Genomic DNA, 26,537 nt, shown 5'->3' on the forward strand with positions numbered 1-26,537 from the left:
ATCACCGACGTGCCGATGGCGAACAGGTTTCTCTACCTCTGCGCGATCATTGACTGGTTCAGTCGTTACATTCTAAGCTGGCGATTGAGCAACACGCTGCTGGACGATTTTGTGTCGATGCGCAGGAAGAAGCACTCTCGAAGTAGGGTAAGCCAACCATCTTCAACACAGTTCAGGGCAGTCAGTTCACCAGTCATAATTTTGTCAATCCATTGACAGATAATGAGATATTTGTAAGTATGGACTTCAAAGGGCGGGCTTTGGACAGTATTTTCATCGAGCGGTTTTGGCGAACCATTGAGTATGAGCCGCACGGGCGGCCCCGATCTTTATCTGAGAGCCTACACTGATGGACACAGCTCATATGAAGGCCTGACGGAGTACTTTTGTTTCTACGATCACGAGCGGAGGTACCAATCATTGGGCTACTAAACCCCGGCCAGGTGGTACGTGGCTGATGGGAGAGGGGAGGGGAAAGTACAATTCTCAGGCTTGGCACGTCAAGTTTGAAAACACTGAAATCCTGTCCAACTATTGGGGAACGCTATACATGCGGTCACTACCTTCTCTCTATCCGGTACCATTGCTGGATTGATTCTGCTACAAGTATTCTCCTCGCCAGAAGCAAATTTTATTCTATTGATTGTATATATAGTTTTCTTATATATTTTTGTTTGAAAATTAAATTAACGATTAACTACAGCCAATGGAATCAGGTAATCAGGAATTTTTACGAGGAACACTGAAAACCCTTGTTCTTCAATTACTGGCTCAACAGGGGCAGATGTATGGGTATGAAATTACGCAGGCTGTTGAAGAGCGGACAGGCGGAGGAATCACGCTTACGTTTGGCGCACTTTATCCGCTACTCCATAAGTTGGAAGATGAAGGCTTACTAATAACGCAAAGTCTGGAGGTGGACGGACGATTGCGGAAATACTATCAACTCACACCAGCAGGGAGTGAAACTGCGGTTCGGAAGGCGGGTGAATTTGAGCGATTTATCCAACTTGTGCGATTGATCATCAACCCCGCGCCCGATGTAGCCTTTGGCCAATAATGCGAACTCTATTCCCCTTTAACCCTACGCTTAGTTATGAACAAACTGTCACGCACCCAACTTGACCAAATCACCCAGCAGCTTCAGCGAACCGGCCCTCATCTGGCGCTAGAAGCTGAACTCCTGGATCATATAGCCTCCCTAATTGAACAGCGAATGGATCAAGGGCAAACGTTCACTGTTGCGTCGGAGCAGGTTATGCAGCAGGCTAATTCGCAGGTCATCGCTCAGTTGAAACAAGTGTATCACCAGGAATTGGGCCCAAAGCATTCATTAGGAATGCCTAAAACATCAAGAGCCAGGTTCCGCATGAAACGGCGTCCGACCACCAGGCCCTTTCAGTTTATGCAACTCTCCAGCATCCTCACGTTTCTGCTGTTAATCGGTTTTCTACTTGTCGTTAGCCGCCCCTTGGCCATCCCGATGGCCGCTTTTCGAACGGCCTGGGGTGCAGCAGGATTAGCGGGTATACTACTCCTTGGAGGATGGCTGACCAATAAGCTTCGCAAATCAAAACGGCCGCTAACTGCTTAATCCTTCGCTTAGCTGTCAGCTGGCCATTTGCCTTAAAATCCTTTCCTGATGATTATTCACTACCTCACAGTGGCCAGGCGTCACCTGTGGCAGCATTGGCATGTCAACTTGATTAGCCTACTAGGGTTGTCGGTAGGCTTAACGAGTGGTTTAGTCATTTTTCTAGTCGTCAATTACCTGTTCAGTTTTGATCGCTACCACCCTCATTTAGATCGTACCTATTGGCTAGTGACCGATATTAAAGGGGAGAGGACTGTGCCCACCGATGCAGCCCCTCGCCCGTTGGCCGAAGTGCTTCGGCGGAATTATGCATTTGTTGAGAATGCGGCACGGCTGGAGACTTTTTTCGGTCGTACGTTGAGTGTCCCGAACGGCAAAGGCGGCTGGATTAAAAAATTTGCAGAAGCCCGTAACGTCTGTTTTACTGAGCCTCAGTATTTTGATTTATTTGGCGTAGAGTGGGTTAGCGGCAATCGTAAAACAGCTTTGGCAGCTCCCAACACGATTGTACTCAGTGAACGATACGCGCGTAAATTTTTCGACTCAGCCTCGGCTATAGGACGTACGCTACGACTGGATAACCGCACCGACCTAACCGTAACGGGTATTGTTAAAGATCCACCCACGAACACCCAACTTCGGTATGATGCCTTTGTGTCTTACGCTACCATTCCCGTATTGGAAGGCCCAACCGCTTTAAACGACTGGAAAGGCTTACAGGCCATGTGCTTTGTGCGACTTCGGGAAGGAACCGACCCAATCCTTCTCTATCAAAGTTTACCCCTCATTCGACGTAAGAATCTACCCGCTAAAGAAGCCCAACATTACGACTACCAGGTTTTACCGCTGGCCGAACTCAATCACGAACGTAGTGGTATGGCCCCCCGGCCAGTCCTCTATGCCTTACTAGGGGTCGGTGTGCTACTCGTGCTGGCAGGTTGCATCAACTTTATTAATCTGTCTACAGCCAGAGCCTTAAAACGAGTCCGGGAAGTCGGGGTTCGCAAAGTGATGGGGAGTACGCAGGGGCAATTGATGGGTCAACTTATGCTGGAAACGGCCCTTCTGGTAATTGGGGCGATGCTGGTTGCCCTGCTGTTCACTCAACTGTGTTTACCGTTCATTAACCGCACACTAGCCGCGAGCGCCGATATGCTCCGACCGAATCTGTCTATTCTCGATGTAACTCAGCCTCGGGCAGTAGGCTGGTTTCTGGGATTACTCATTGGGGTTGTTTTGCTCTCAGGTTTATATCCAGCGTTCGTTTTGGCCCGTTTCAATCCAGCCAACGCATTGGCCAGCCAATTGACAACTCGGCTGGCTGGTAAACTGACGGTTCGGCAGGGGCTCATTTGGGGGCAATTCGTGTTAATGCAATTTTTCATTCTGAGTGTGCTCGTCATCACATTGCAACTCCGACACATGCAGCAAGTTCCGTGGGGCTTTCAACCGGCATCGACCCTCGCCGTTTTTCTACCCCAACATAGTCCTGCCCCCCTCTCGACCCTACGCGAGCAGTGGGGACAAATTCCAGGCGTCGAGCAGGTGGCATTCGGCAGTGACCCGCCTGCTTCCCCTTATAATCGGCCCAGTCCGTTTAGCTATCATTCCGCTACCGGGCCGGAACCGTTTGAAACGCGCGTTCGGGCAATTGACGCTAATTACTTGTCGGTTTTTGCTTTATCACTGGTGGCGGGTCAAAACGTCCGCTCCACCGACACCACTGGCCGCGATGTGCTGGTGAATGAAACAATGGTCAGGCAGTTAGGGGTTTCCTCGCCAACGGCGATTGTGGGGAAATCCATTCGGGTGAAAGATGTTGAACGGGTTATTGTCGGCGTGGTGCGGGATTTTCGCAGTGGCGATTTACACCAGCCCATTTTACCCATCACCTTAGTCAATGACGGTCTCCATAGCCGGGTAGCCATGCTTCGGTTGACTCCAACTCATTCCGGTCAGACTCGCCGGGCCATCCAACAGGTCTGGGATCGGGTGCTACCAAATCAGGTTTACCATGCCGAGACCGTTACCGATCTCCTGGAAAGCTTTACCGAACTTGAGCGATTATTGGCCGCTTTTGTCCAAGCCTTTGCGCTGGTTGCCATTGGATTAAGTTGCCTGGGCTTGTATGGGCTGGTTACCTTCCTGACCGAGACGAAAGCCAAAGAAATTGGTGTTCGTCGGGTACTAGGCGCCAGGACCGGACAACTGGTTTGGCTGCTGGGGCAAGAATTCGGTAAGTTATTGGGCCTGGGCTTTTCAGTAGCGGCACCCGTGGGAGTCTGGCTATTATCGAATTGGTTACAGCAATACACCCACCGAATCTCGGTCAATGGCTGGTTGCTAGCCTGTACGCTCCTGTTAACCGGTCTTATTACGGGCCTGACCGTCTCGCGGCAAGCGCTGAAAGCGGTTCGGGACAACCCAATTCGCTATCTAAAAAGCGACTGATCCGATTTCTTCTAATTGGTTGACTGTTGATCATCAACCTCCCTTCGGCTTCTTATCTATCTATTCCCTTTCCTGTATATGAACTATAGTATCGTTTGCTTTTTGCTGATGAGTCTGATGGCTACGGCCCAACCGACCACGTATAAGACGGTAAAGACAGGTAATTCTGCCGCTTCGACCGTCGAGATTTTATGGGATACGGCGGGCGTGCCTCACGTATATGGGCAAACGGTAGAAGCCATGTATTATGGCTTTGGCTACGCCCAAATGGAGAATCACGCCAACCTGCTGCTTCGGCTCTACGGTCAGGCCAGAGGGCGGGCTGCCGAGTATTGGGGACCTTCTTTTCTAGATTCGGATAAGATCGTGACCTTATTTGGTGTCGCTGAACAAGCGAAGAAACACTATACCCAACAGCCAAGCGATTATAAGCCCTGTCTGGACAGTTTCGTCAGGGGTTTAAATGCCTACGCCAAAGCGCACCCTGAAGCTATCGGGGACGAGTTCAAACAAGTGTTACCCATAACGCCCCAGGATGTCCTGGCGCATATTACTCGCGTGATTTGTCTGGAATTTATCGGCGGATCAGAAGCGGGAGCAGCCCGGGTCATGCTGCCCGGTTCAAACGCCTACGCCATTGCCCCCATTAAGTCAGCCTCAAAGAAAGCGATGCTGATGGCCAATCCGCACCTGCCCTGGGAAAACTTCTTTCTGTTTTTTGAAGCACATCTGAACGGCCCTGCTTTTATGGCCTACGGAGCATCCCTAGTGGGTCAACCCGTGCTCAACATTGCCTTTAATGAGCAGCTTGGTTGGACACATACCGTCAATACCATCGATGCGGCAGACCGGTATGCGCTCACGTTGCAGGATGATGGCTATAGGCTGGACGGTTCGAAACAAGCCTTTGAAACAAAAGTCGTTACGCTCCAGGTCCGCCAACCCGATGGACAACTCAAGCCGCAGTCGATTACCTACCGCTACAGCCAGCATGGGCCGGTCATGCAGACCAAAGATGGGAAAACATATGCCTTCCGATTTGCTGGGCTAACGAATCCGGGCATTGCTGCCCAGCATCATGCAATGGCTAAAGCGAAAAATCTGGCGGACTTTGAAACGGCTGTTCAGCGCATGCAGCTGCCCATGTTTAACATCATTTATGCTGATAAGACTGGAAACATTCTGTATTTGTTTAATGGGAATGTTCCTGTCCGTAGTGAAGGTGACTGGCCTTTCTGGCAGGGAGCTATCGACGGGGCTAGCTCGAAATACATCTGGACGAAAACACATCCCTATCAAGATCTACCCCGCGTTTTAAACCCAGCATCCGGTTTTGTACAGAATGCCAACGATGCCCCCTGGAGCTGCACGTTTCCTAGTGTAGTAAATCCAGGGCCCTTTCCCTCATATATGTCGCCAGTGATTCCCTTACGGCTCCGCCCCCAGCGGTCAATTAATTTAGTGAAAGACGATGCAGCGATTAGCTTCGGGGAATTGGCGGGTTACAAACTGAACACGGGTCTGGAAGCCGCTGATCGATTCTTGGATGACCTACTGGCAGCCACGGAGCAATACCCTGATTCTTTAATCCAGCAGGCGGCTTCAGTATTGAAAGCTTGGGACAAAACGACCAATGGGGATAGCCGGGGGGCTGTTTTATTTACGTCCTGGTTTGATCAGTTCAATCCGGGAATGGTTGCCATTGGCTGGGATGCTGGGCGTCCTGTCAGTACACCCGATGGCTTAAAAGACCCTAAAAAAGCAGTTGACCTACTGCGTAATGCCGCCAATCAGGTACTTAAAAAATACGGCCGTTTGGATATTGCTTGGGGAGACATAAACCGATTCGGGCCAGCCGGAAAAGATTACCCAGCCAATGGTGGCTCCGAACAATATGGCATCTACCGAACCATTCATTTTGTCCCGGACCGCAGTCAACCACAAATCAATCGGGCTGTTGCTGGCGATACCTATGTCGCCATTACGGAGTTTGGTGAAAAGCCGCGAGCGCAGGTATCGCTCAGCTACGGAAATGCAAGTCAACCGGGTCATAAGCACAATGGTGATAGCTGGAAACGCATGTCTGAGAAAAAACTTCGGGAGGCCTTGCTCGAGAAGCCAGCTATCCTCCAGCAACTGGAGAGGCAGGAAACGCTACGGCTTACTCTAACCCCTTAATTGGTCTAAACCGGCTCGGTAGGCTGTCTGGAATGATCATGAGTCCGGAAATGCAGCTTGAAACCTAGTGTACGCTAAGTTCTGGTCACGGATACGATTGCTGTAGAAATCTGTTTATGAAACCACTCATAGTTCTTCGGTACATGCTGCTTAGTCTGCTGGCACAACAGGCATGGGCTCAGTCAGGATTGAGAGGTGATTACTACGTCGGAACAAATTTTGAGCAGAAAGCTTTCTCCCGAATCGATCCAGCGATCAGTTTCAACTGGGACAAACGGAGTCCGGGAGAGGGTCTTTCCCGCTCCTACTATTCGATTCGCTGGACGGGTAAACTGCTGGCTCCCACGACGGGGGAGTATGAGTTTTTTGCGAAAGTGAATGATGGCATCCGGGTTTGGGTGGGCAACAAGCTCGTGCTGGATTCCTGGCAGCTAAACGCCTATAAACGTTATAATGGTACCATCGCGCTGAAAGCCGGCCAGTATTACGATCTGCGGGTTGATTATTTCAATGCCATCGAATGGGGCGAAATTTACCTCTACTGGAAGCCCCCGCCAACGCCCCAATCCACCCTGAATCCGTTCGTCGAGAGTGGAGAATTCATACCCGCGCAGTATTTTTTTCAAAAAGCTCCCCTACTGAGGGAAGCTCCTAAAGGGGTAACTACACCCATTACCAAGCCACCAGCCGTTGTGTCAACGCTGGCTAAACCGACACTACTCAAAAAACGAAAGACCGCTGAGACGAAGCTAATCCCGGCACCAGTACCCCCGAGAGTCATAACGGCTACTGATTCATTAACCGCCGTATCTTTGCCCATCCGTCGTGTGGATGCCGAACCGCAACCGGCTATCAGCATCGGCGTTGCCTTTATTTTACAGACGGTGCAGTTTGAACAAAGTAGCTACGTATTGCTGACTGAGGCATCGATGGAATTAACCCAGCTGGTTCAAGCCCTGAACGACAATCCGCACTGGCACATCCACATTGCCGGCCACACGGACAATGTGGGTGATCCCCGGCTGAATTGGGCCTTATCCGAGCAGCGGGCGAAAGTGGTAGCAACGTACCTGATCCGGCGAGGGGTCGCTGATGAACGGATAACCACCGAAGGGTTTGGCAGTACCCAGCCGCTCGGCGACAACATGACCGAAGGCGAGCGGAGCAAAAACCGACGGGTCGTGATTACCATTCGTTGAGTTAGATTTGCTCGTCTACGGAAGGATACCAATCGGAATCAATTCTTCCGGACTTGGATTGAGTCCAGTCCCTTTTTAATAGAAGAAGCAGTTCGTTTAATGATAGAAGTTGATTCACTAAACGCCCGATTGATTAGGCAGATACATCGATACCTCGTCATCTCCGGCACGAGCCTATTCATGTACGTTTCTTCGTCTCACGTGCGAGCCTTTTGTAAGAATGGGACAAGTCGGTAGCTAATGCTATTAGTGATTCGCTTTAGCCACCCGAGATTGTTTAGCCTTAAGCAGCGGGTAATAGAGTGCTTTCAGCGTAATACTTGCTTCGGTAATACAACGTGTACAGACTCACTAGCAGCAACGTTAGGATTTCGGCCAGGGAGCGTGATAGCCACACCCCGCTTAAGCCCAACCGATCAGGCAACACCCCTAGACAAAGGACGACCAGCACAAAACCCTTCAAACAGTTGATCAAGATTGATAAAGTTGGTTTACCGGTGCTTTGCAAGTAAGCGGCCAAAAGATAGTTGGGGCCAGCGGCCAAGAACAGCAGAAAATACAAGCTCATCGCTTGGCTCGCCACTTGATGATACTGAGCTGATTGATCACCAGAAAATAAGGTGACGAGTTGATCCGGTACTAGAAAACCCAATGCTGCGATCAGTACACCCAATGCCAGCGTATAGAGTAAGGAAAAGCGAAGCGTTTCCAGGACCCGATGAGGCTGCCGAGCGCCAATATTGAAGGACATGATGGGCAGGGCCGCAATCATAGCCGCTGTGAATAATCGTACGAGAATAAAGCTTAAATAATTGATTAAGCCGAAGGCGGCAATGGCCGTAGAACCATATTTAATCAGCTTTTGATTGATGAGCAGCAGACCCGATGAGAAGGCAATTTCGGAGGCAAACGAAGGTAGACCTATCTTGATATAATCACGCCATTCATCGAGTCTAAGGCTGAAGCGAAACGATGGAATGCTGTAGTGGGTAGTGCCCTTAAGCATATAAACGAATAAGTAGATAGGGCCACAAACGAAAGCCATCGCGGTAGCCATTGATGCGCCTTCTACCCCTTTATGAAAGCCGACGATCAGTATCAAGTCCAGGACAACATTAACCCCAGCGGCCAGGATAGAGGCATTTCTAGATACTTTGGGGGCGTTGTCGGCGCGTACGAAGTTGCCCCATATCATGCCCAGAAAGAAGAAGGGTAGACTGATGAGTTGCCAGAAAGCGTAGTTGGCCGTGTTACGGGCTAAAGCCGTATTGCCACTGCCAGCCAGGAATTGGGCTAGCGGTTTGGCTACCAGAGGAGCGGTTAAGGCCAGCATTCCCCCCAGCAGCAGGACCAATGTGGTAGCGAACTGAAATACCTGTTGTGCTTTTTGGTAGTTAGCGGCTCCCAAGCTTTTTCCAATCAGCACCCCCCCGCCGATCATGATGGGTAGGGTTAGGGAGACGAGTACAATAATGACGGGACCGTAGAGCCCAACCGCGGCTAATCCTTCCTTGCCTACTTGTTGGCCTATGATAATACCGTTGATGACCTGATGAGCCGTCGAGGAGAGCATACTAATCAGCGCCGGCCCATAATACTGAAAAAACAGGGCCTTGATTGGGGCCCGGCCTAATGGATTGGTCGTGGACATGAGCGGGATTTCAGGAGGGGGAGCGAAAGTATGTTTTTAGCTACCCAAATGCAACTGAGCCCCGTATCCCATTAAATGATACAAAAGAACAATATAGACTGTATCGACAAACCGTTACGGCTCTAAAAGCCTCTTACTAAACGCCAGAATGCCGAAGCCTATATGCGGAATAGATTCTTCGTCTCAATTAGGAGTGATTCGTGAGACGGTGAAGTTTTTAGTTGCTGAGCTTAACGCTGCTATAATGAAGTCTACTAATAAGGGCCTGATTACTCAACCTTTTAATACCGTATCCCCAAAAACTTGGCTACCCAACCCAGCGCTTTGATGGCCCCATCCGGCGGATTTTTAGCAATAATTTCGGCTCGATACTTATTCATCAGCACACTCATATAGAGCATCGTTCGTAGATTCATCCGAAAACGGTTTCGACGCTGGTCGGTAAGCTTGTCAAGTACTTTACAGACATCCTCAAAATAGTTTTCCATTTTCAAGGCTGGCTGATGGGTGTTTAAGACGCGTACTACCTTATCGGTCGGGTTGCGGAAACAGTGGGTTACCCCCTTGGGAACCGAGAGTTGATCCCCCTCTCTGGCGGCAATCCACCGATCATGGATATAGAATTCCATATCTCCCTCCAGCACCTCATAGGTTTCAATGGCATCGGGGTGGGCATGCACTAAGGGGTCCTTCATGTTACAACCCGGCAACAATTCCCAGTGAAGGTTTAAAGACTTACCCAAGGTGTCAGCACTGGCTTGTAGGACGGTGAACTTCATACCGACGGGAGTCATATCCAGGAGTTGCCCTTTAGTAGCCATGCTGATAGTCAACGATTTGTACTTGTGAAAATAAGCGACGATTGGTTAAAAAGCCAGTTGGTTCCACGCCATCAATAATCTTGCAAAGCACCCTAGCTTACCATCACTTAAATCGTCTTTTCAAGGAACAACCGCCAACTTATTTTGATCATATCAATTATAGCTGGGCTCAAACTCAGATTCCTATCCCAGGAATCAACATATAGTTCTCAGCGATTCTCTGAGTTCAGGCGACAAATCGTTACCTTAATTTTGACGTTATATAAGTGCATTTAGGTGAAGCCATACCATCTAACAATTCAAAAAACAGTGTTACACAGGTAAAGTCAATACTCTCTTTGCCTGTGTAACACTGTTGTAAAAAAACCACTGTCAAGCATAAGTCTGGCTTACACTCTCCCGCATCGGCGGCCGTCCGCTGCCGCGACCGCCCGCGGCAGCGGTCCGATCTCGATATACTGTCGTTACGCGATCGGGCAAGGCCTTACGAGTCAACTAGGCAAAAAAATACTTATACGTAATCAAATACGGCACTACACAATCCCGAGGTTCGGTAGACTCCATTTTCCGATGCCGTACAGTCAATACCCCATTGCTCCCGTAGTCGGTTTGTCTACTGTCCAGTATAAACCTGTCAAAATCAGTACTTGCGTTTAATCTCGTGAATTATTGCCCGTTTAGCCGAACGCATTGAAAAAATCCGTAGTTTTGTCTGGCAAATAACACCACCTGCTTATTTGCCATGAGCTTAGACTCCAGTAAGTTTCTTTACGAAGCTCTCACCTACGACGACGTTCTGCTTTTACCTGCCTATTCGGAGGTTCTACCGCGCGATACGACGACCGTCACCCAGCTTACCCGCAACATCCAGCTCAACATTCCGCTCATCTCGGCGGCTATGGACACGGTTACTGAATCGTCGCTGGCGATTGCGATGGCCCAGGAAGGCGGCATTGGCATCATCCACAAAAACATGAGCGTAGAGGCTCAGGCCGACCAGGTACGGAAGGTGAAACGCTCCGAAAGCGGTATGATCATTGACCCGATCACCCTGCCCGAAAGCGCCACCCTGGCCGATGCCCACAAAATCATGCGTGAGTTCAAAATCGGTGGCATACCGGTTGTTGACGAAGCGGGCAAACTGGTCGGTATCCTGACCAACCGCGATCTGCGGTTTCAGCGTAACCTGGCCCGGCCCGTTACCGAAATCATGACACGGCAGAACCTGATTACGGCTAAAGCCGGACTCTCGCTCGAAGACGCCGAGAGCATTTTACAGGAATACAAAATTGAAAAGCTGCCCATCGTCAACGAAGATTACAAACTCGTTGGCCTCATTACGTACAAAGACATCCTGAAGCGAAAAAGCCACCCTAACGCCTGCAAAGACAGTCTGGGGCGCCTGCGCGTCGGCGCTGCCGTTGGCGTAACCCCCGACCTGACCCGGCGCATCGAAGCGCTCGTGAAGGCGGGCGTCGACGTGATCAGCGTCGATACGGCCCACGGTCACTCGAAAGGTGTGCTCGATGCCGTACGCAATATCAAGCTGCAGTTCCCCAACCTGGAAGTTATTGCCGGCAACGTAGCCACCGGCGAAGGGGCGAAAGCCCTGGCCGACGCAGGGGCCGATGCCGTTAAAGTAGGCGTAGGACCCGGTAGTATCTGCACCACCCGCATCATTGCCGGTATTGGGATGCCCCAGCTGACGGCCGTTTACGAATCGGCCAAGGCGCTGCAGGGCACGGGCGTTCCGGTCATTGCCGACGGGGGAATCCGTTTCTCGGGCGACATCACCAAGGCGCTGGCAGGCGGTGCCAGCACGGTCATGATCGGCTCGCTGCTGGCCGGTACCGAAGAGGCTCCCGGCGAGGTAGTGCTTTACGAAGGACGCCGGTTCAAAACCTACCGGGGCATGGGGTCGGTAGAGGCCATGGAAGATGGCTCAAAGGACCGCTACTTCCAGGATGCCGAAGACGACATCAAGAAACTCGTACCCGAAGGCATTGTAGGCCGCGTACCGTTCAAAGGCAAGGTAGCCGAGATCATCTATCAGATGGTGGGTGGCCTGAAAGCCGGTATGGGCTACTGCGGAGCCAAGGACATTCCGGCGCTCCAGCAGGCCAAATTCGTGAAGATTACGACCGCAGGATCGCGCGAAAGCCATCCGCACGATATCCAGATTCAGAAAGAAGCGCCGAACTATTCGTCGCGGTAATCGCCTGTTCTACCCGGCCGCTGGCAGGACCGTTTTGCGCAAAAGCACGACGCGGCCCCGTCAGCGGCCGGTTGTTTAGCCAATATAATGCACAGTGCTGGTGGTGCCATGGGTATCGAGGTTGATCTCGCGAACACCTACTCGGTAATGATCAACGGCGAAACCGTCGCTGTCCTGCTTCATCTGGTAATAGGTAGACGGCGATAAGAGCGTCAGCAGGTTACCCCGCTGTACGACTTTGTCGACATGATAATGGCCGCACACAACCGTAACGTGGCAAGGAAGTTCACGCACCAGCGACAGAAACTGCTCAGTCTGTAAAAACGGGTGATGCGCGTCCATGAACGCTACGTCGGCGGGCAGGGGCGGGTGATGCATGAATACCAGCACGTTGTTATCACGCAGGGCCAGCAGGTACTCCCGCAGCCAGGCCCACTGCTTAGCCGAAAACTGGCCTTTCGATGAATCCAGAAACAGGGCCGGGTGCCCTTCCAGCGGCAGCGCGTAGTAGAGTTCGGACCCGGTCAGAAAATTGGACCGGCCAAATACCTCTGCCATCAGCACCGAATCGTCATGGTTACCCGAAATGATATAATGCGGAAACGGTAAACCGCTGAGCAATTCTTTCACCCAGGTGTAGGTCTCCCGATCACCGGCCTGGTAACAGATGTCTCCGCCGATAACCAGTCCGTTGGGACGTATGTGTTCCAGATGAGCCAGGGCCTGTAAGAAGTTCTGCCGAACGTCGACACCCATTGGTTTTTCGCCCTCGGCACCAATATGCGGGTCAGTAATAAAGGCAATACGCATCAGACGGTTTTTGCTTCGTTCCAGTATACATCCATTTCGGCCAGGGTCATGTCGGCCAGCGCCTTACCATTGGCGCGGGCGCGCTCTTCCAGGTACTGAAATCGTTTGATGAATTTTTTGTTTGTACGCTCCAGCGCGGTCTCCGGATTTATGTCGATAAAGCGGGCGTAGTTGACCAGCGAAAACAGCAGATCGCCAAATTCACCTTCGGCCCGCTGGCTGTCGATAGCCTCGCCGGTATCGCCGTTGAATTCGGCTTTAAATTCCTGCATTTCTTCTTCTACTTTTTCCCAGACCTGCTGCCGTTCTTCCCAGTCAAAGCCGGCTCCGCGGGCTTTCTCCTGAATACGCATAGCTTTTACCAGCGCAGGCAGCGAGCCCGGTACGCCACCCAGGACCGATTTATTGCCCTCTTTGAGCTTGAGCTGCTCCCAGTTGGCTTTTACCTGCTCTTCGGTTTCGGCCACCACCGTACCACCTGCGGCATCGGGGTAGATATGCGGATGCCGGCGAATGAGTTTTTCGCAGATGCTGTTCAGCACGTCGGCCATGTCGAACCGACCCAGTTCGGAGGCAATTCGGGCGTAGAAAACCAGGTGAAGCTGAATGTCGCCCAGTTCTTTCCGGATCTCGGGGAGGTCGTTCTCCAAAATAGCGTCTGACAGTTCGTAGGTTTCTTCGATGGTGAGGTGGCGCAGGCTTTCGAGCGTCTGTTTCCGGTCCCAGGGGCACTGCTCCCGCAGCTCGTCCATGATAGTCAGCAACCGATCGAAGGCCATCAGCTGCTCCTGACGACGCGGGGGTAATTCGTGAAATGGCTTCATGTTGTGTATGAACCGACACCCGACCCTGACTCCCTGTTACCGGACCCGCCCGAATGCCATGACAAACAACAAAGATACGAGCAGATCGGCTGACTTAGTCCCGGCTTATGTCTTAACCATGCGCATCACGGCCTGCCCCGAGTCGGTGTGCAGGCTGTAGAGGTAGTGTCCCGCCACCAGTCCGGTACCATTCAGCGGCACGACGTAATTGCCGGCATCGTAAAAACCGTCGCGCAGAACCTGGAGGGGGCGGCCCTGGAGGTCAAATACCGTCAGGCGGGCATACTGGGCTTTTTTGAGCGTAAATTGAATTTCTGTCGTGTCGGCAAACGGGTTCGGCGCATTTTGTCCGAGTGCAAACGAACCCGAGGTCACCTCAAGGGCCGATGTCTGACGGAAGATCGGGAGCGTCTCAAACGAACGCCCTAGCAGCTGTTGGGAGGTGTCGGCACTGACGCCCAAATGGTCCTGCAACACGCTGGCGTACACCTGCCGGAAGTCGTTTTTGAACCGGATATCGCCACTCGGGTCCAGGTCGCCCAGGCTGGGCGCGCTTCCGATAATACCTCCGCGTACGGTTTTGCCGATAACAAACAACGGAGCCGCGGTACCGTGGTCCGTGCCAGTAGTGCCGTTCTGGTTTAACCGGCGGCCAAACTCCGAAAACGTCATAATGGTAACCCGGTCGGCCAGATTCTGACGAGTGAGGTCTTTCTGAAACGCGCTTATGGCTTCAGATACGGTTTGAAGCAGGGTGGCGTGCAGGCCTGCGGTTGGGTTGCCGGCCGTAACCTGGTTGGCGTGCGTATCGAACCCGTTCAGCGTGGTCAGGTAAACGGGGGTCGTCAGCCCGCCCGAAATCAGGTCGGCCACGATAGCGAGTTGCTTAGCCAGATTGGTATTGGGATAGGTGACAGTGTTTTTTCCTGCATCGGCTTTTTGCTTGATCACGTCCGAATACCGGATCGACTGGGCAGCCACCTGGTTCAAAAACCGAAGCTCATCGCCCGCCAGCGTATTCTGAAGCGCACCGGCATCGTGGCTGGTCCCCTTCACGAGCTGATAAAACGCATCCGGATTGTCAAAAACGGTACCCATTGACCCAACGTTACTTTGCAGCAGCATCGACTCAACGGAACCGAGCTGTATGGCCATTGGCTGCAGGGGCAGGGTAACGGGGTAAGCCGGAAACTTTTTCTGGAGATAGCGCCCTACCCATCCCTCCTCTTCCTGTACATTGGCGTCGGACCCCGACAACCAGATATCCGTCGATCGAAAATGGGACCGATTGGGCGACTCATAGCCTACGTTCTGAACAATGGTCAGCTGCGCGTTATGGTACAGGTCCCGAAAACCGGCCAGCGCCGGATTCAGGCCCAGCTGGTCGGTCAGCTTCAGCACGCTATCTTTTGCAATGGCAATGGCAGGCCGTTTCTGGTAATAGATATCGTTTTCGAACGGTACCACCGTGTTGAGCCCGTCGTTTCCTCCCTGCAACTGAACCAGCACCAGAATGGTATCGGCAGGCGCGGAGCCGTTGACCAGCCACGGATTGTAGGCAGAAGCCCGCACCGGAATGCCCTGTACGCCAACCGCGACACCGCCCATCAGCAGGCTCATCTGGCGAAGAAAATCATGACGGTTCATCAGAATAGAGAGTAGTAGGGTGTGATACCGGATCCGTGTGTCAAGCGCGTATCTCGATCAGGTTAGTTGAAATTCAGGAAGACGCATCAGCGCTTTCAGAAACTTTTGAATGCGGGCGTCGGCATTGGGCGTATTGGTCGACCAGTTGGTAACCACCGTACCGTCGAGCAGCGTATCCAGCAGCAGTTTCTCCCGGCTGGCTGGTGGGTCGACCGCCAGCAGCACACGAAGCACGTCTTTAACGAACTGGGGCGCATTTTCGGAGCTGCTGAACGAACGGGCAAAATCAAGCGGGTTTACCCTGAACGGCAGGGTTTGTCCATTGCTCTTGCGGCCGTTGATCAGCGAATCGGAATAGCCCCCCCGGGCCGGGTAGGTGTTGGAGCTGATCCAGTCGCGCTGACCGGGCCATCCGGCTACGTCGGGCGGATAGAACAGGTACTGTTGCAGCACCCGGCCCATGTCACCCAGATAAACCAGATCCGGGGCGGTAACGCCCAGGCCTTTCAGCGCACCAACCATCAACTCGGTCGGACTCTTTATTTTAGCCCCCCGGTACTCGGGCCGGTAGAACTCATCGGCGGTAAAGAGAAACTGCAAAACAGCCCGGATGCTGTAGCTGGCCTTCCGGAACACATCAGCCATTTGCCCAACGAACATCTCATTAGGCTTGTAGTACACAAACTCCCGGTACAGCTTCCGGCAGATGAATTCGGCAACGACGTCTTTGCTCAGGATGATATCCACCACATCGGCATAGGTGAAGTTACCGGTTCGGCCCAGCAGGGTTTTACTGACGTCGGCAAAATTGGCTTTGCTGAACACGGCCGTCAATCCATCGACCCGCCACCCCGTCAGGGCTAGGGCTGCCTGCTTCACATCTGTTTCGGTGTAGTTACCGATGCCCATGGTAAACAGCTCCATCAGCTCGCGGGCGTAGTTTTCGTTCGGGGCGTTTTTATTGTTCTGCCGACCATCCAGGTAGATGAGCATGGCCGGGTTGACGCTGACCTCTTTCGTAAACTGGCGAAAATCGCCAAACACATGCTGCCGGAACAAAGCATTCTGCTGGTACATGTACTGCGGATACTCTACCTTGGCCCGGTCCGACACGAAATGATTATGCCAGAACAGCACCATTTTTTCGCGCAGGCTGGTGCCTTCGGTCAGCATCCGATTCAGCCACCAGCTGGTCAGTTCGGTATAACGAACGCCCCGCATGGTGTCGTTGGCCACGGGGCGCTCGGTTACCCAGCTCGCGGGAGGAGCAGGCTGCGGCCGATCGGCCAGAAGCTCCTGGCTCACAAAGTCAGCCGCCGATGGGTACGACAGCGCTTTGGCCAGATCGGCCCGGGTGTAACCGAACAGACAACGGGCCAGCAGATGGCGGGCTGAGTCGGCGTTCCAAACCTGCATGATGTACGAGTGTTATGTCAGCGAACAATATATAAACTTGATTAGCCCTTCTGTTAACAACTCAACAGATAAGTCAACTAATTAGCAGTCAGCCACTTGAATATAACCACGCAGCTGCGTTTCAACTTATTTTTTCGATAAATAATCATACCGACAGGCGTCTGGACCGGCGGTATCAATTGCCCCCCTCCCAGGATTATAGTGCAGTCGAGAGCATTCAAATGATTTCCTGAAAAAACGTTGGAAATTAAAAAGTGGCATCGTTACTTTGACAAACAAAGTACTTTACGTTTTATGCAACATTTACTTACTCCATTTGCTCAGACGCTGGTCAGCCAGCCAGGACAGACCAGGCCCGGGAAAGGGTTAACGGCGCTGGCTGGTTTAATCCTGGCGGGTCTGAGTCTGGTCACGATGCGGGGGCTTCTGACAGGAAACTGGTGGTTTTTTATCGTGCTCATCCGGAATTTGTTTCTGGCCTTTTTCCCGCTGGGTGTAGTGCTGGTCCTCCGCGACCTGCGCACGGCGGGGTTCCTGAACCGGTGGTTGTTACTGGGCAGCCTGGCCGTATGGCTCGCGTTTCTGCCCAATGCGCCTTACATCATCACCGACCTCTTCCATATTCAGCATATTAAGCCGCCCCTGCTCTGGTTCGACACGATGACCCTGTTTCTCTTTGCCCAGACCGGGTTGCTGGCCGGCCTCTACTCGACACTGATTGTGCATCGGATCGTGCGCCCCCTGGCGGGCATGTGGCCAACCTGGGGACTCATGCTGGGCAGTCAGGTCTTGTCGGGACTGGGCATATACCTGGGTCGGTTTGGCCGCTGGAACAGCTGGGACGTTCTAACTAGCCCCCTTGCTCTGACGCGGGCGCTGACCAGGGTGTACCAGGACCATCTGAGCCTCAAAATGACGGTATCGTACGGATTTGTGCTGGTGGTCGTCTATGTTGCATTTTACTGGTATGTAGAAGACGCCCGGCGGTAAGGAGTCTGTTTTGCGCCCGTATGGCCGCAGTTTTGCCCCGCCTGGCAGCTATCTACCCTGTTTCAACTGTATGTTTGCCGAATGATCGACTGGCAGAAGGTAGTACGCAGCTTTCGATTTGCAGGGCAGGGCATCCTGGATCTGTTCCGTTTCGAAAACAACGCCCGGGTCCATCTGCTCCTGGCGGGGCTGGTGGTCGGCGCGGGCCTGTGGCTGCAGCTCAGCCGGACGGAGTGGGCCATTATAGTAACGCAGATCGGTCTGGTCTGGGCCGCTGAAGCCGTCAATACCGCCATCGAGAAGTTGTGCGATCTGGTATCGCCGGGCTATCATCCGCAGATCAAAGCCGTCAAGGATCTTTCGTCGGGCGCGGTCCTGATACTGGCCATCACGGCGGTGGTAGTCGGCGTTCTGATTCTGGGCGGACACCTGCTCGAGCGTTTCATGAGTAACTAAACCGTTGACCAGCCAACCCAGCCGTTGAGGCCCGGTTGACTCCTTTAAATTGAACACGATCTTATGTACGAATCTCACGAACATCTGCAGACGCTGACAGAGATCCGCAGCCTGATGGAACGGTCGTCCAAATTCCTGTCCCTGAGCGGGCTGTCGGGCGTATCGGCGGGGGTGGTGGCGCTGGCCGGGGCAGCCGTTGTCTACACACGACTTCGCGCCGACTGGGTCAGTGCATTAGGCTATCTGCCCGCCGGTCCGAATACCGATACGACCCGCGCAGCCCTCGTGCCGTTTCTGGTGCAGGTGGCGGTAGCGGTGCTGGTACTGGCCTTGCTGTCAGGAACCTACTTTACCGTTCGGAAAGCCCGCCGGCAGGAGCAACGCGTCTGGAATGCCAGCTCACGGCGGTTACTGTGGGCTATGCTGGTTCCGCTGGCTACGGGGGGCTTATTTTGCCTGGTTCTGCTGATGCACAAGCTCATCTGGCTGGCCTTTCCGGCTACGCTGATCTTTTACGGCCTGGCCCTGCTGAACGGCAGTCGGTACACCGTCCGGGATGTAGAATCGCTGGGCTATTGCGAAATTGGGCTGGGGTTGCTGGCGTTAGTCTGGCCCGGCTATAACCTGCTGGCGTGGGCCATCGGGTTTGGTGTGCTGCACATTGTCTACGGCCTCACCATGTATTATAAATATGAACGAAATACGGCATGATCGATCTGCTCGCTCAATTTAACAAAGCCTTCGAGAGCAAAGCGCGTCTGAATATCATGTCAGTACTGATGGTAAATGACTCCATGAGTTTTAACGCGCTGAAGGAGTTGCTCGGTCTTACCGACGGCAACCTGGCAACGCATTTGCGGGCGTTGGAAGAGTCGGGGTATGTTACTGTATCCAAGCAGTTTGTGGGTCGAAAGCCAAACACCACCTACGCAGCCACCGACACCGGCCGCCAGGCTTTTCAGGACCACCTCAACGCCCTCGAAGCCTTCATCAAAAACCTGTAACCCCGCAATCATAGTGGCTATACTATGTATGGGTCAGTAAGCTATAAACTGACACGGGCGCGCGTCGACAGGGCCTGCGGGGCTGGCCAGTAAAATGATTGAGGCCGACGGTCTCGCTGAACCGGATGCGGAAGGAACAGTTACTCTAACCGGATGCTGATTGCCTTGCCGCTCTCGTTAACGCTGAAGCGGCAGTCGCCGAATTTTGGAGCCGACATTACCGGCCGGAAATTATTACTGAAGCCATACGGTTCTTTGGGAATGCCGAATACCCGTTTGTCCATTTTTCCGTTGCCGTTTTCGTCGTGGTACACCGCCACCGCATATTCGCCGGGCTCTACCGAAAAAGTGGCTTTTACGCTGCTGCCGGTTACGTCGAGTTTCCGGCCTTCCATCGGGTTACCTTCAGGAAATGTTTTGCCGGGCTCGAACAGGGCTATGTACACAGCGCCCTGCTTTTTGCGGATATTCTGAATATCAATCGTTAAACCTACTTTGGCGGGTGGGGATGCGGACTGAAAACCGGTGAAAAACAGGTTGATGAACGATAGCAAAAGAAGCATAGACACGAAGTTTCTCTAAAAACGGATTTATTTTGCATTTATGATAGCCCAGTCGACACCACCCGCCAAACGATGGATTAGGAAACCCTTTCCCGATGCTGTTCCACAACAGACTGCTATTGAGTCATTGACGGCGTCGTTGGGGGTTAGTCCGTTTCTGGCGGCTTTGCTGGTGCAGCGGGGTGTGCATACCTACGAGGAGGCCCGGGCCTTTTTCAGGCCTGAAATTAATCACTTACACGATCCTTTTCTAATGCGCGATATGGATCGGGCCATCAGTCGTCTGGATCGGGCTATGGATCCGGAACAGCCGGAGAAAATTCTGATCTATGGCGATTACGATGTAGATGGTACCACCTCGGTTGCGCTGGTCTATGGCTTTCTGAAACAGTACCATTCGGCTATCGACTACTACATTCCGGATCGCTATAAGGAAGGCTACGGCATTTCGCAGCAGGGCGTCGAATGGGCAGCCGAGAACGGATTTACACTGATCATTGCGCTCGACTGTGGCATCAAATCGGTTGATCGGGTGGCTCATGCTACAGCGCTGGGTGTCGACTTTATCATCTGTGATCACCACCGGCCGGGTAGCGAGATTCCGGCTGCGGCTGCTGTACTCGATCCGAAACGCGACGACTGCGACTATCCCTACAAAGAACTGAGCGGCTGTGGCGTCGGCTTCAAATTGTTGCAGGCGTTTTGCCAGTGCCGCCAGATCCCGCTCACCGACCTGTTTCCGCATCTCGATCTGGTAGCGGTCAGCATCGCGTCAGACATTGTACCCATTACGGGCGAGAACCGGGTAATGGCCTACTATGGGTTAAAATATCTTAACGCAGCACCCCGAACCGGGCTGAAAGCGTTAATCAATATAGCAGGCTTCCGGAGCGAGCTGGATATTACGAACGTGGTGTTCGGGATTGGGCCGCGGATCAATGCCGCCGGACGCATCCAGCACGCCAAAGCAGCCGTACAGTTGTTACTGGCCGAAGATGACGAGGAAGCAGATGCGTTTGCGATGGCCATCAACAAACACAACAACGACCGGAGGCAATTTGACAGCAGCATGACCGAGCAGGCACTGGAAATGATCCGGCGGAGCGAAGCGCTGACCAACGCCAAAAGTACCGTCCTGTTCGATGCCAGCTGGCATAAGGGTGTAATTGGGATTGTGGCGTCGCGGTGTATCGAGCATTTTCACCGCCCCACCATTATCCTGACGCGCTCCAACGATAAAGCGGCCGGTTCGGCCCGGTCGGTGCCGGGGTTCGATGTGTACGAAGCCATTGAAGAGTGTGCTGACCTGCTCGAGCAGTTTGGGGGACATACGTTTGCCGCCGGCATGACCATGGCCGAAGACAAGATTGACGCCTTTCGGCAGAAGTTTGAAGAAGTGGTGGCGCGTAAGATCAAAGAAGAGCATCTGACGCCCCTGATCGACATCGATCTGCCCATGGACTTCAGCGAGATCGACGCCAAGTTTGTCCGGATACTGAGGCAGATGGGGCCGTTCGGGCCGCACAATATGCAGCCAACGTTCATGACCGAGGAGGTGTATCTGGCCAGCGAGCCGACGATCATGAAAGAGAAACACCTGAAAATTCAGGTGCGGCAGCGGACCACTCACCGGCCGAGCCCAACGCTGACAGCCGTCGGTTTCGGTATGGCCCACATGGCCGGGCACCTGCGGGCGGGTAGTCCGTTTTCGATCTGCTACCATGTTGAGCAGAACGTATATAACGGCAACATATCGACCCAGCTGATGCTGAAAGATATTCGGTGTTCGTGAGCTAAGTCAGCATTACGACCGCCGGCAAGACAGAACGACGTTGAACCATACTGGTTTCCCCCGAGGTGCCAGCCCACTTTAGGGAGCAAGCTACAGGCCGGCGTACTCCATACCGATTAAGTCAATGATTCTTAGAACCGAAAATTTAGTTAAAAAATACGGGGCGCGGTTTGTGAACAACAACGTGTCGTACCAGGTGGCCCAGGGTGAGATCGTCGGTCTGCTGGGACCCAACGGAGCCGGTAAAACAACGTCGTTCTACATGGCGGTGGGGCTGGTAAAACCCAACAGCGGCAAGGTCTTTATCGACGATATCGACGTAACGGACCTGCCCATGTACAAACGCGCCCGGCTTGGACTGGGTTATCTGGCGCAGGAGGCTTCGGTATTCCGGGATCTATCGGTCGAGGAAAACGTGCTGGCGGTGCTCGAAATGACCGACCTGCCCAAGAAACAGCAGCGCGATAAGGTTGAGGAGCTGCTGGACGAGTTCAGCCTGACGCACGTTCGGAAAAGTAAGGGCAAGGTGCTATCAGGTGGTGAGCGTCGGCGCACCGAAATTGCCCGCGCGCTGGCTGTTGATCCTAAGTTTATCCTGCTCGATGAGCCATTTGCGGGCGTTGACCCTATTGCCGTTGAAGATATCCAGAGCATTGTGGCCAAGCTCAAGCACCGCAACATTGGCATTCTCATTACCGACCACAACGTAAACGAAACCCTGTCGATCACCGACCGGGCCTATCTGCTGTTCGAAGGAAAAATCCTGAAACAAGGCTCCGCCGAAGAACTGGCCAGCGATGAGCAGGTACGGCGGCTCTACCTGGGTCAGCACTTCGAACTGAAGCGGAAGATATAGCCGTCGTCTGTGGGGTTTATTCGTTACGCAGCGAGTTTACGGGGTTCTGCAGGGCGGCCCGGATCGTTTGAAAGCTGGCGGTTAGCAGGGCAATACCCAGGGCGAGTATGCCCGTTGCGGCAAACAACCACCAGGGGATCGTGGCCTGATAGGCAAAATGCTGGAGCCAGCGGTTCATAGCGAACCAGGCCATTGGGCAGGCGATCAGGAACGCAGCACCCATCCAGCGGATATAATCGCGGTTCAGCGTCAGCAGCACATCCGCTAAACTCGCTCCGATCACCTTTCGAATGCCGATTTCCTTGGTTCGGCGCTGCACCATCAGCAGGGTTAGCCCGAAGAGACCCACCGCGGCTACCAGAATGGTAAGACCAGTCAGTATAGCCAGCACCTGGCTCAGGCTACGTTCGGTTTTGTAGAGCGTATCCAGCTGAGAATCCAGAAACGAATACTCAAACGGGATACCGGGCAGCCGTTTCTCCCATACCTGCCGGATAGCGGCCAGGTGCTGATCCGGATTGCCGGGCTTAACCCGGATGGATATGTACGAACCGTTCTGATCGAGAAAAATAGCCATCGGCAGAATGGCTTTGTGCAGCGACTCGAAGTTGAAGTCTTTTACTACCCCAATCACCTCGTAGGTTTGCTCTTCCAGTTTAAGTACATTCAGGTTTTTGGTGACGATCTGAGCATGAATGGGTGTTTTCAGCCCCAGCATCCGGACTGCCGTTTCGTTAAGGATAACCCGTTTGGGGCTGGCATCGTCGAACGTCTTCGCAAAATCGCGTCCCTCCAGCAGGTTGATCGAAAAGGTCTTCAGAAAATCGTATCCCGCGGTGAAATTATATAGGAGCTGATCCGCTGATTCGCCTTTGCGCCGGGCCGCGATGGGAAACGAGTAACTGCCGCTGCCCGGATAGTCGGAGCAGACGCTGGCACTGTTGATACCCGGAAAACGGGAAAGTTCCTGTATGAACACCTCCGACTGATCGCGCAGCTTGACAGAAGGGTCGGCCACCATGATCACGTTGTCTTTCTGAAAACCAGCTGACTGTGATCGAAGTAGATTCAGTTGCCGATAGACAACCAGAGAGCAGATGGCCAGGGTGATGGAAATAGCAAACTGGGCGGTTACCAAAACCCCCTGAAAGCTTACCGTGCCTGAGCGGGGGCTAACTTTCCCCTTCAGGGCCAGTGTGGTCGTAAACGTAGACAGGTAGTAAGCCGGATAAGCGCCACCCAATAGCGTTACCAGGCTAAAAATGCCTCCCAGCAGGAGCCATGTGGTACCCTCACGCAATGGGTTAGTTGGTAAAGAAGCGCCCAGTATCTCGGTAAACGGGTTCAGCAGCAGCATGATCAGTAGGGTGGCCAGCACCAGCGCCAACCCGCTCATCAGCGCCGACTCCGTAAAAAACTGGGCGCGCAGCTGCCCGACCGTCGATCCCAGCACCTTCCGCACACCGACCTCCCGCGAGCGCTCGATAGCCCCTGCCATGGTCAGGTTGGTGTAGTTGATACAGGCAATGAGCAGCATGAAAAAGGCAACCGCCATCAGCAACGTAACATTGTTCCGGTTGCCATTGGGCTCCAGCTCCCGGGCAAAGTTAGAGCCCAGGTGGATGTCGGTCAGCGGCAATAGTTTGTAGTCCCAGTACTCGCCCCGCTTCCGGAGAGCATCGTAACTGACCCCGAAATTTACCTGTAGCTGCGGGTTCAGGTGGGTGCGGATGAGCGAAGGCAGCTTAGCCTCCAGTGCTTTGGGATTGCTGCCGGGGCGTAGCAACACGTAGGTGTAATAGGTGTTGTCGACCCAGACGTTGGAGTTACACCAGGGATCGGTGACGTTAGACAGGATGAGGTCGTAGTGGAAATGCGAGTTGGCCGGTACGTTTTCGGTGATGCCCGTTACTTCGCAGTCGTATTTTTTGCCGAAGAAAGTGATGGACAGACTTTTACCCAGGGCTTTGCCCGAGCGGTAAACGGCTTCGCCAAAATACCGAATGGCCGTTTCTTCGGTGATGACCATTTTGAAGGGTACCGTCAGGGCTTTTCTGGCATCGCCCTGGAGCATCCGGATGTTGAATAGATCGAAGAATGTGGAGTCAGCCTGATACAGTCGTTTCTCGTTGAAAGCCTTCGTTTCGTGGCCTTCCTGCTCGTAGCTAACCAGTTTGTTCGGGTAACTCCAGATACGTGTGCTGGCCATAACTTCCGGAAAGTCGCGGGTGAGAACGCGCATCAGTGGGGGCGGGGCCATGGCATTGCTGAAATCTTTACCATTGACGCTGATTTCCGGATAGACACGGTAAATATTGTCGGCGTTGCTGAAATGCCGGTCGAAGCTGATTTCGTGGTTTACCCACAAAAAAATAAGAGTCGTGGCCGCAATGGCTACCGACAGTCCGAACAGATTGATAAAAAAATGACTCTTTCGCTGAGCGGTTCGTCGCCAGAAGAGTTTGAGAGACTGGCCATTCATGGGAGTGTATGGTTAGGTTGGCCTGCAGGTGGTAGTGCCCCTAAAAGCAGTATTAGTCAGTATTTCTAACCTTTTCATGACCCACCCTTTTCTCTCTATTCATGCAATCGATTAAAGCTGCGCACACGGCCTTTCTGCTGCTGATCACTCTGTTTATCCGAACCGGTTCGCCCGTTCATGCCCAACCTTACCAACCCAACTGGGCGTCGCTCGACCAGCGGCCTATTCCCGATTGGTTCCGGAAAGCCAAGTTTGGCATCTTTATCCACTGGGGCACGTATTCTGTGCCGGCTTATGCGCCCGTTCGGCCCGACGGGTATTCTGAATGGTACTGGAGTAATCTGATGGAGACCGACCGGCACAGCCACAAGGAGGTGAAAGCGTTCCACGCGAAGAATTACGGAGCCAGCTTCGACTATAAGGAGTTTGCCCCCCAGTTTCGGGCGGAGCTGTTCGAGCCGGACCACTGGGCCGAGGTGTTCAGGAAATCGGGCGCGCGGTACGTGGTGCTGACCAGCAAACACCACGAAGGCTTTACCCTTTGGCCCAGCGCCGAAGCCGATCGGTCGTGGGGTCGGCCCTGGAATGCGGTTTCGGTCGGGCCTAAGCGTGACCTGCTCGGCGATCTGAGCAATTCGGTTCGGAAAGCCGGGCTAAAGATGGGCATTTATTATTCGCTGTATGAATGGTACAACCCGGTATGGCTGCAGGCCGACAAAAGCCGGTTTGTCAACGAACACCTGTTTCCGCAGTTTAAGGATGTGGTAACGCGCTACAAGCCGTCTGTTATCTTCTCGGATGGCGAGTGGGACCTGACCGATACGCAGTGGCGAAGCCCCGACCTGCTGGCCTGGCTCTATAACGAATCGCCGGTGAAGAACGAAGTAGTGGTCAACGACCGCTGGGGCAAGAACACCCGGAAGGTGCATCGGAGCACGTACTTCACCTCCGAATACGGGTCGGGTATGGATGCCAGTGTGGTGTGGGAAGAGAACCGGGGTATGGGGCAGTCGTTCGGGTACAACCGCATGGAAACCGTTACCGACTACAAAAGCGGAGCCGACCTCGTACTGATTCTGGCTGATATTGTATCGAGGGGCGGTAACCTGCTGCTCGACATCGGCCCTACCGCCGACGGGCGCATTCCTGACCTGATGGAAGACCGGTTGAGGCAACTGGGGGACTGGCTGGATCGGAATGGCGAAGCCATATTCGACGCGGAAGCTTGGACAGTGCCGCGTCAGTGGAGCGCTGGTCAGCGACCCGACGTCAAGGAAGGAGGCTACCAGACCAGCTATGACGTAAGCGAGCTGACCAAACCGCAACCGGGCGGGAAAGCGCATATCAACGCCTTTTTTACCCGAAAAGCCAATACCCTCTATGCCATCGTGCCCCGTTACGTGCCGCAGCTAACCCTTCAGAATGTACTCATGACCGAAACGTCGACCGTTACACTGCTGGGTTCGGCCAAAAAACTGCCCTGGAAACGGGTGGGCACTGATCTGAGCATTGACCTGTCGGGCCTGCAGCCGGGCGATGTGCTGGACGGAGCCGGTGTCGTGAAAGTTACGTCCGTAAAGCTATGATC

Annotated in this window: 21 protein-coding genes; 13 read left to right on the top strand and 8 right to left on the bottom strand. The window is 53.3% G+C overall.

Annotated features, from left to right (window positions below; genetic code table 11):
* The first annotated feature begins 706 nt into the window (after positions 1-706).
* From FBR45_RS10545 to FBR45_RS10565, 5 genes are all read left to right on the top strand, one after another.
* The gene (locus tag FBR45_RS10545; protein ID WP_138502091.1) at positions 707-1,060 is read left to right on the top strand and encodes a PadR family transcriptional regulator; all 354 of its coding nucleotides are present in this window, start codon (positions 707-709) and stop codon (positions 1,058-1,060) included.
* Positions 1,061-1,096: 36 nt separating this feature from the next.
* Positions 1,097-1,594 carry a hypothetical protein gene (locus FBR45_RS10550; RefSeq protein WP_138502093.1) on the top strand — a complete coding sequence of 166 codons (498 nt, stop codon included), beginning with the start codon at positions 1,097-1,099 and terminating at the stop codon, positions 1,592-1,594.
* 48 nt (positions 1,595-1,642) lie between these two features.
* Positions 1,643-4,045, top strand: coding sequence for an ABC transporter permease (locus tag FBR45_RS10555; RefSeq protein WP_138502096.1), 2,403 nt, complete (start codon positions 1,643-1,645; stop codon positions 4,043-4,045).
* Between the two features lie 78 nt (positions 4,046-4,123).
* Positions 4,124-6,223 (top strand): acylase, encoded by a 2,100-nt coding sequence (locus FBR45_RS10560; RefSeq protein ID WP_246082195.1) that lies wholly within the window; start codon positions 4,124-4,126, stop codon positions 6,221-6,223.
* A 116-nt stretch (positions 6,224-6,339) separates the two neighbouring features.
* Positions 6,340-7,422, top strand: coding sequence for a PA14 domain-containing protein (locus FBR45_RS10565; RefSeq protein ID WP_246082196.1), 1,083 nt, complete (start codon positions 6,340-6,342; stop codon positions 7,420-7,422).
* A 283-nt stretch (positions 7,423-7,705) separates the two neighbouring features.
* On the opposite strand, the gene FBR45_RS10570 is transcribed toward FBR45_RS10565, so the two are convergent.
* Both FBR45_RS10570 and FBR45_RS10575 read right to left on the bottom strand, forming a co-directional pair.
* Positions 7,706-9,073, bottom strand: a complete 1,368-nt coding sequence (locus FBR45_RS10570; protein ID WP_138502098.1) for an MATE family efflux transporter — start codon at positions 9,071-9,073, stop codon at positions 7,706-7,708.
* 281 nt (positions 9,074-9,354) lie between these two features.
* Positions 9,355-9,852, bottom strand: coding sequence for a cupin domain-containing protein (locus FBR45_RS10575; RefSeq protein ID WP_246082197.1), 498 nt, complete (start codon positions 9,850-9,852; stop codon positions 9,355-9,357).
* A gap of 784 nt (positions 9,853-10,636) precedes the next feature.
* On the opposite strand from FBR45_RS10575, the gene guaB reads away from it, so the two are divergent.
* Positions 10,637-12,109: an IMP dehydrogenase gene (guaB, locus tag FBR45_RS10580; RefSeq protein ID WP_077921366.1), complete on the top strand. Its 1,473-nt coding sequence runs from the start codon at positions 10,637-10,639 to the stop codon at positions 12,107-12,109.
* A 75-nt stretch (positions 12,110-12,184) separates the two neighbouring features.
* Here the strand turns inward: guaB and FBR45_RS10585 are convergent, their stop codons facing one another.
* The 4 genes from FBR45_RS10585 to FBR45_RS10600 form a co-directional block, all read right to left on the bottom strand.
* Positions 12,185-12,919 carry a metallophosphoesterase gene (locus FBR45_RS10585; RefSeq protein ID WP_138502100.1) on the bottom strand — a complete coding sequence of 245 codons (735 nt, stop codon included), beginning with the start codon at positions 12,917-12,919 and terminating at the stop codon, positions 12,185-12,187.
* Entirely contained in the window at positions 12,919-13,743 is an 825-nt protein-coding gene (mazG, locus tag FBR45_RS10590; protein ID WP_246082198.1) for a nucleoside triphosphate pyrophosphohydrolase, read from the bottom strand. Before mazG ends, FBR45_RS10585 begins: the two co-directional genes overlap by 1 nt.
* A gap of 105 nt (positions 13,744-13,848) precedes the next feature.
* The gene (locus tag FBR45_RS10595) at positions 13,849-15,390 is read right to left on the bottom strand and encodes a DUF1501 domain-containing protein (RefSeq protein WP_138502102.1); all 1,542 of its coding nucleotides are present in this window, start codon (positions 15,388-15,390) and stop codon (positions 13,849-13,851) included.
* A gap of 57 nt (positions 15,391-15,447) precedes the next feature.
* On the bottom strand, positions 15,448-16,806 hold the full coding sequence (locus tag FBR45_RS10600; protein ID WP_138502104.1) for a DUF1800 domain-containing protein: 1,359 nt from the start codon (positions 16,804-16,806) through the stop codon (positions 15,448-15,450).
* 294 nt (positions 16,807-17,100) lie between these two features.
* Here FBR45_RS10600 and FBR45_RS10605 point away from each other — a divergent pair, with 294 nt between their 5' ends.
* From FBR45_RS10605 to FBR45_RS10620, 4 genes are all read left to right on the top strand, one after another.
* On the top strand, positions 17,101-17,796 hold the full coding sequence (locus tag FBR45_RS10605; protein WP_138502106.1) for a DUF1361 domain-containing protein: 696 nt from the start codon (positions 17,101-17,103) through the stop codon (positions 17,794-17,796).
* 81 nt (positions 17,797-17,877) lie between these two features.
* The gene (locus tag FBR45_RS10610) at positions 17,878-18,252 is read left to right on the top strand and encodes a diacylglycerol kinase family protein (RefSeq protein WP_138502108.1); all 375 of its coding nucleotides are present in this window, start codon (positions 17,878-17,880) and stop codon (positions 18,250-18,252) included.
* 63 nt (positions 18,253-18,315) lie between these two features.
* A complete protein-coding gene (locus FBR45_RS10615; protein WP_138502110.1) occupies positions 18,316-18,963 on the top strand; it encodes a hypothetical protein in 648 nt (215 codons plus the stop codon).
* Positions 18,960-19,256, top strand: coding sequence for a winged helix-turn-helix domain-containing protein (locus FBR45_RS10620; protein WP_138502112.1), 297 nt, complete (start codon positions 18,960-18,962; stop codon positions 19,254-19,256). Before FBR45_RS10615 ends, FBR45_RS10620 begins: the two co-directional genes overlap by 4 nt.
* Positions 19,257-19,396: 140 nt before the next feature.
* Here FBR45_RS10620 and FBR45_RS10625 read toward each other — a convergent pair whose 3' ends face one another.
* Complete coding sequence (locus FBR45_RS10625; RefSeq protein WP_138502114.1) at positions 19,397-19,819, bottom strand: DUF2141 domain-containing protein; 423 nt, start codon at positions 19,817-19,819, stop codon at positions 19,397-19,399.
* A gap of 40 nt (positions 19,820-19,859) precedes the next feature.
* On the opposite strand from FBR45_RS10625, the gene recJ reads away from it, so the two are divergent.
* Both recJ and lptB read left to right on the top strand, forming a co-directional pair.
* Entirely contained in the window at positions 19,860-21,611 is a 1,752-nt protein-coding gene (gene recJ / locus FBR45_RS10630; RefSeq protein WP_138502116.1) for a single-stranded-DNA-specific exonuclease RecJ, read from the top strand.
* Positions 21,612-21,735: 124 nt separating this feature from the next.
* Positions 21,736-22,467, top strand: a complete 732-nt coding sequence (gene lptB, locus FBR45_RS10635; protein WP_077921363.1) for an LPS export ABC transporter ATP-binding protein — start codon at positions 21,736-21,738, stop codon at positions 22,465-22,467.
* A gap of 16 nt (positions 22,468-22,483) precedes the next feature.
* Here lptB and FBR45_RS10640 read toward each other — a convergent pair whose 3' ends face one another.
* Entirely contained in the window at positions 22,484-24,949 is a 2,466-nt protein-coding gene (locus FBR45_RS10640) for an ABC transporter permease (protein WP_138502118.1), read from the bottom strand.
* A gap of 101 nt (positions 24,950-25,050) precedes the next feature.
* Here FBR45_RS10640 and FBR45_RS10645 point away from each other — a divergent pair, with 101 nt between their 5' ends.
* Positions 25,051-26,535: an alpha-L-fucosidase gene (locus tag FBR45_RS10645; protein WP_138502120.1), complete on the top strand. Its 1,485-nt coding sequence runs from the start codon at positions 25,051-25,053 to the stop codon at positions 26,533-26,535.
* Positions 26,536-26,537: the final 2 nt, after the last annotated feature.

The sequence above is a fragment of the Spirosoma lacussanchae genome (assembly GCF_005870035.1).
Classification (GTDB): Bacteria; Bacteroidota; Bacteroidia; order Cytophagales; family Spirosomataceae; genus Spirosoma; species Spirosoma lacussanchae.

Coding starts and splice junctions, on each gene's coding strand:
- FBR45_RS10595 (WP_138502102.1), bottom strand. CDS start 15,390: ATGAACCGTCATGATTTTCTTCGCCAGATGAGCCTGCTGATGGGCGGT.
- FBR45_RS10560 (WP_246082195.1), top strand. CDS start 4,124: ATGAACTATAGTATCGTTTGCTTTTTGCTGATGAGTCTGATGGCTACG.
- FBR45_RS10615 (WP_138502110.1), top strand. CDS start 18,316: ATGTACGAATCTCACGAACATCTGCAGACGCTGACAGAGATCCGCAGC.
- FBR45_RS10625 (WP_138502114.1), bottom strand. CDS start 19,819: ATGCTTCTTTTGCTATCGTTCATCAACCTGTTTTTCACCGGTTTTCAG.
- FBR45_RS10575 (WP_246082197.1), bottom strand. CDS start 9,852: ATGAAGTTCACCGTCCTACAAGCCAGTGCTGACACCTTGGGTAAGTCT.
- FBR45_RS10545 (WP_138502091.1), top strand. CDS start 707: ATGGAATCAGGTAATCAGGAATTTTTACGAGGAACACTGAAAACCCTT.
- mazG (WP_246082198.1), bottom strand. CDS start 13,743: ATGAAGCCATTTCACGAATTACCCCCGCGTCGTCAGGAGCAGCTGATG.
- recJ (WP_138502116.1), top strand. CDS start 19,860: ATGATAGCCCAGTCGACACCACCCGCCAAACGATGGATTAGGAAACCC.
- FBR45_RS10570 (WP_138502098.1), bottom strand. CDS start 9,073: ATGTCCACGACCAATCCATTAGGCCGGGCCCCAATCAAGGCCCTGTTT.
- lptB (WP_077921363.1), top strand. CDS start 21,736: ATGATTCTTAGAACCGAAAATTTAGTTAAAAAATACGGGGCGCGGTTT.
- FBR45_RS10605 (WP_138502106.1), top strand. CDS start 17,101: ATGCAACATTTACTTACTCCATTTGCTCAGACGCTGGTCAGCCAGCCA.
- FBR45_RS10555 (WP_138502096.1), top strand. CDS start 1,643: ATGATTATTCACTACCTCACAGTGGCCAGGCGTCACCTGTGGCAGCAT.
- FBR45_RS10620 (WP_138502112.1), top strand. CDS start 18,960: ATGATCGATCTGCTCGCTCAATTTAACAAAGCCTTCGAGAGCAAAGCG.
- FBR45_RS10550 (WP_138502093.1), top strand. CDS start 1,097: ATGAACAAACTGTCACGCACCCAACTTGACCAAATCACCCAGCAGCTT.
- FBR45_RS10640 (WP_138502118.1), bottom strand. CDS start 24,949: ATGAATGGCCAGTCTCTCAAACTCTTCTGGCGACGAACCGCTCAGCGA.
- FBR45_RS10600 (WP_138502104.1), bottom strand. CDS start 16,806: ATGCAGGTTTGGAACGCCGACTCAGCCCGCCATCTGCTGGCCCGTTGT.
- FBR45_RS10610 (WP_138502108.1), top strand. CDS start 17,878: ATGATCGACTGGCAGAAGGTAGTACGCAGCTTTCGATTTGCAGGGCAG.
- FBR45_RS10585 (WP_138502100.1), bottom strand. CDS start 12,919: ATGCGTATTGCCTTTATTACTGACCCGCATATTGGTGCCGAGGGCGAA.
- FBR45_RS10645 (WP_138502120.1), top strand. CDS start 25,051: ATGCAATCGATTAAAGCTGCGCACACGGCCTTTCTGCTGCTGATCACT.
- FBR45_RS10565 (WP_246082196.1), top strand. CDS start 6,340: ATGAAACCACTCATAGTTCTTCGGTACATGCTGCTTAGTCTGCTGGCA.
- guaB (WP_077921366.1), top strand. CDS start 10,637: ATGAGCTTAGACTCCAGTAAGTTTCTTTACGAAGCTCTCACCTACGAC.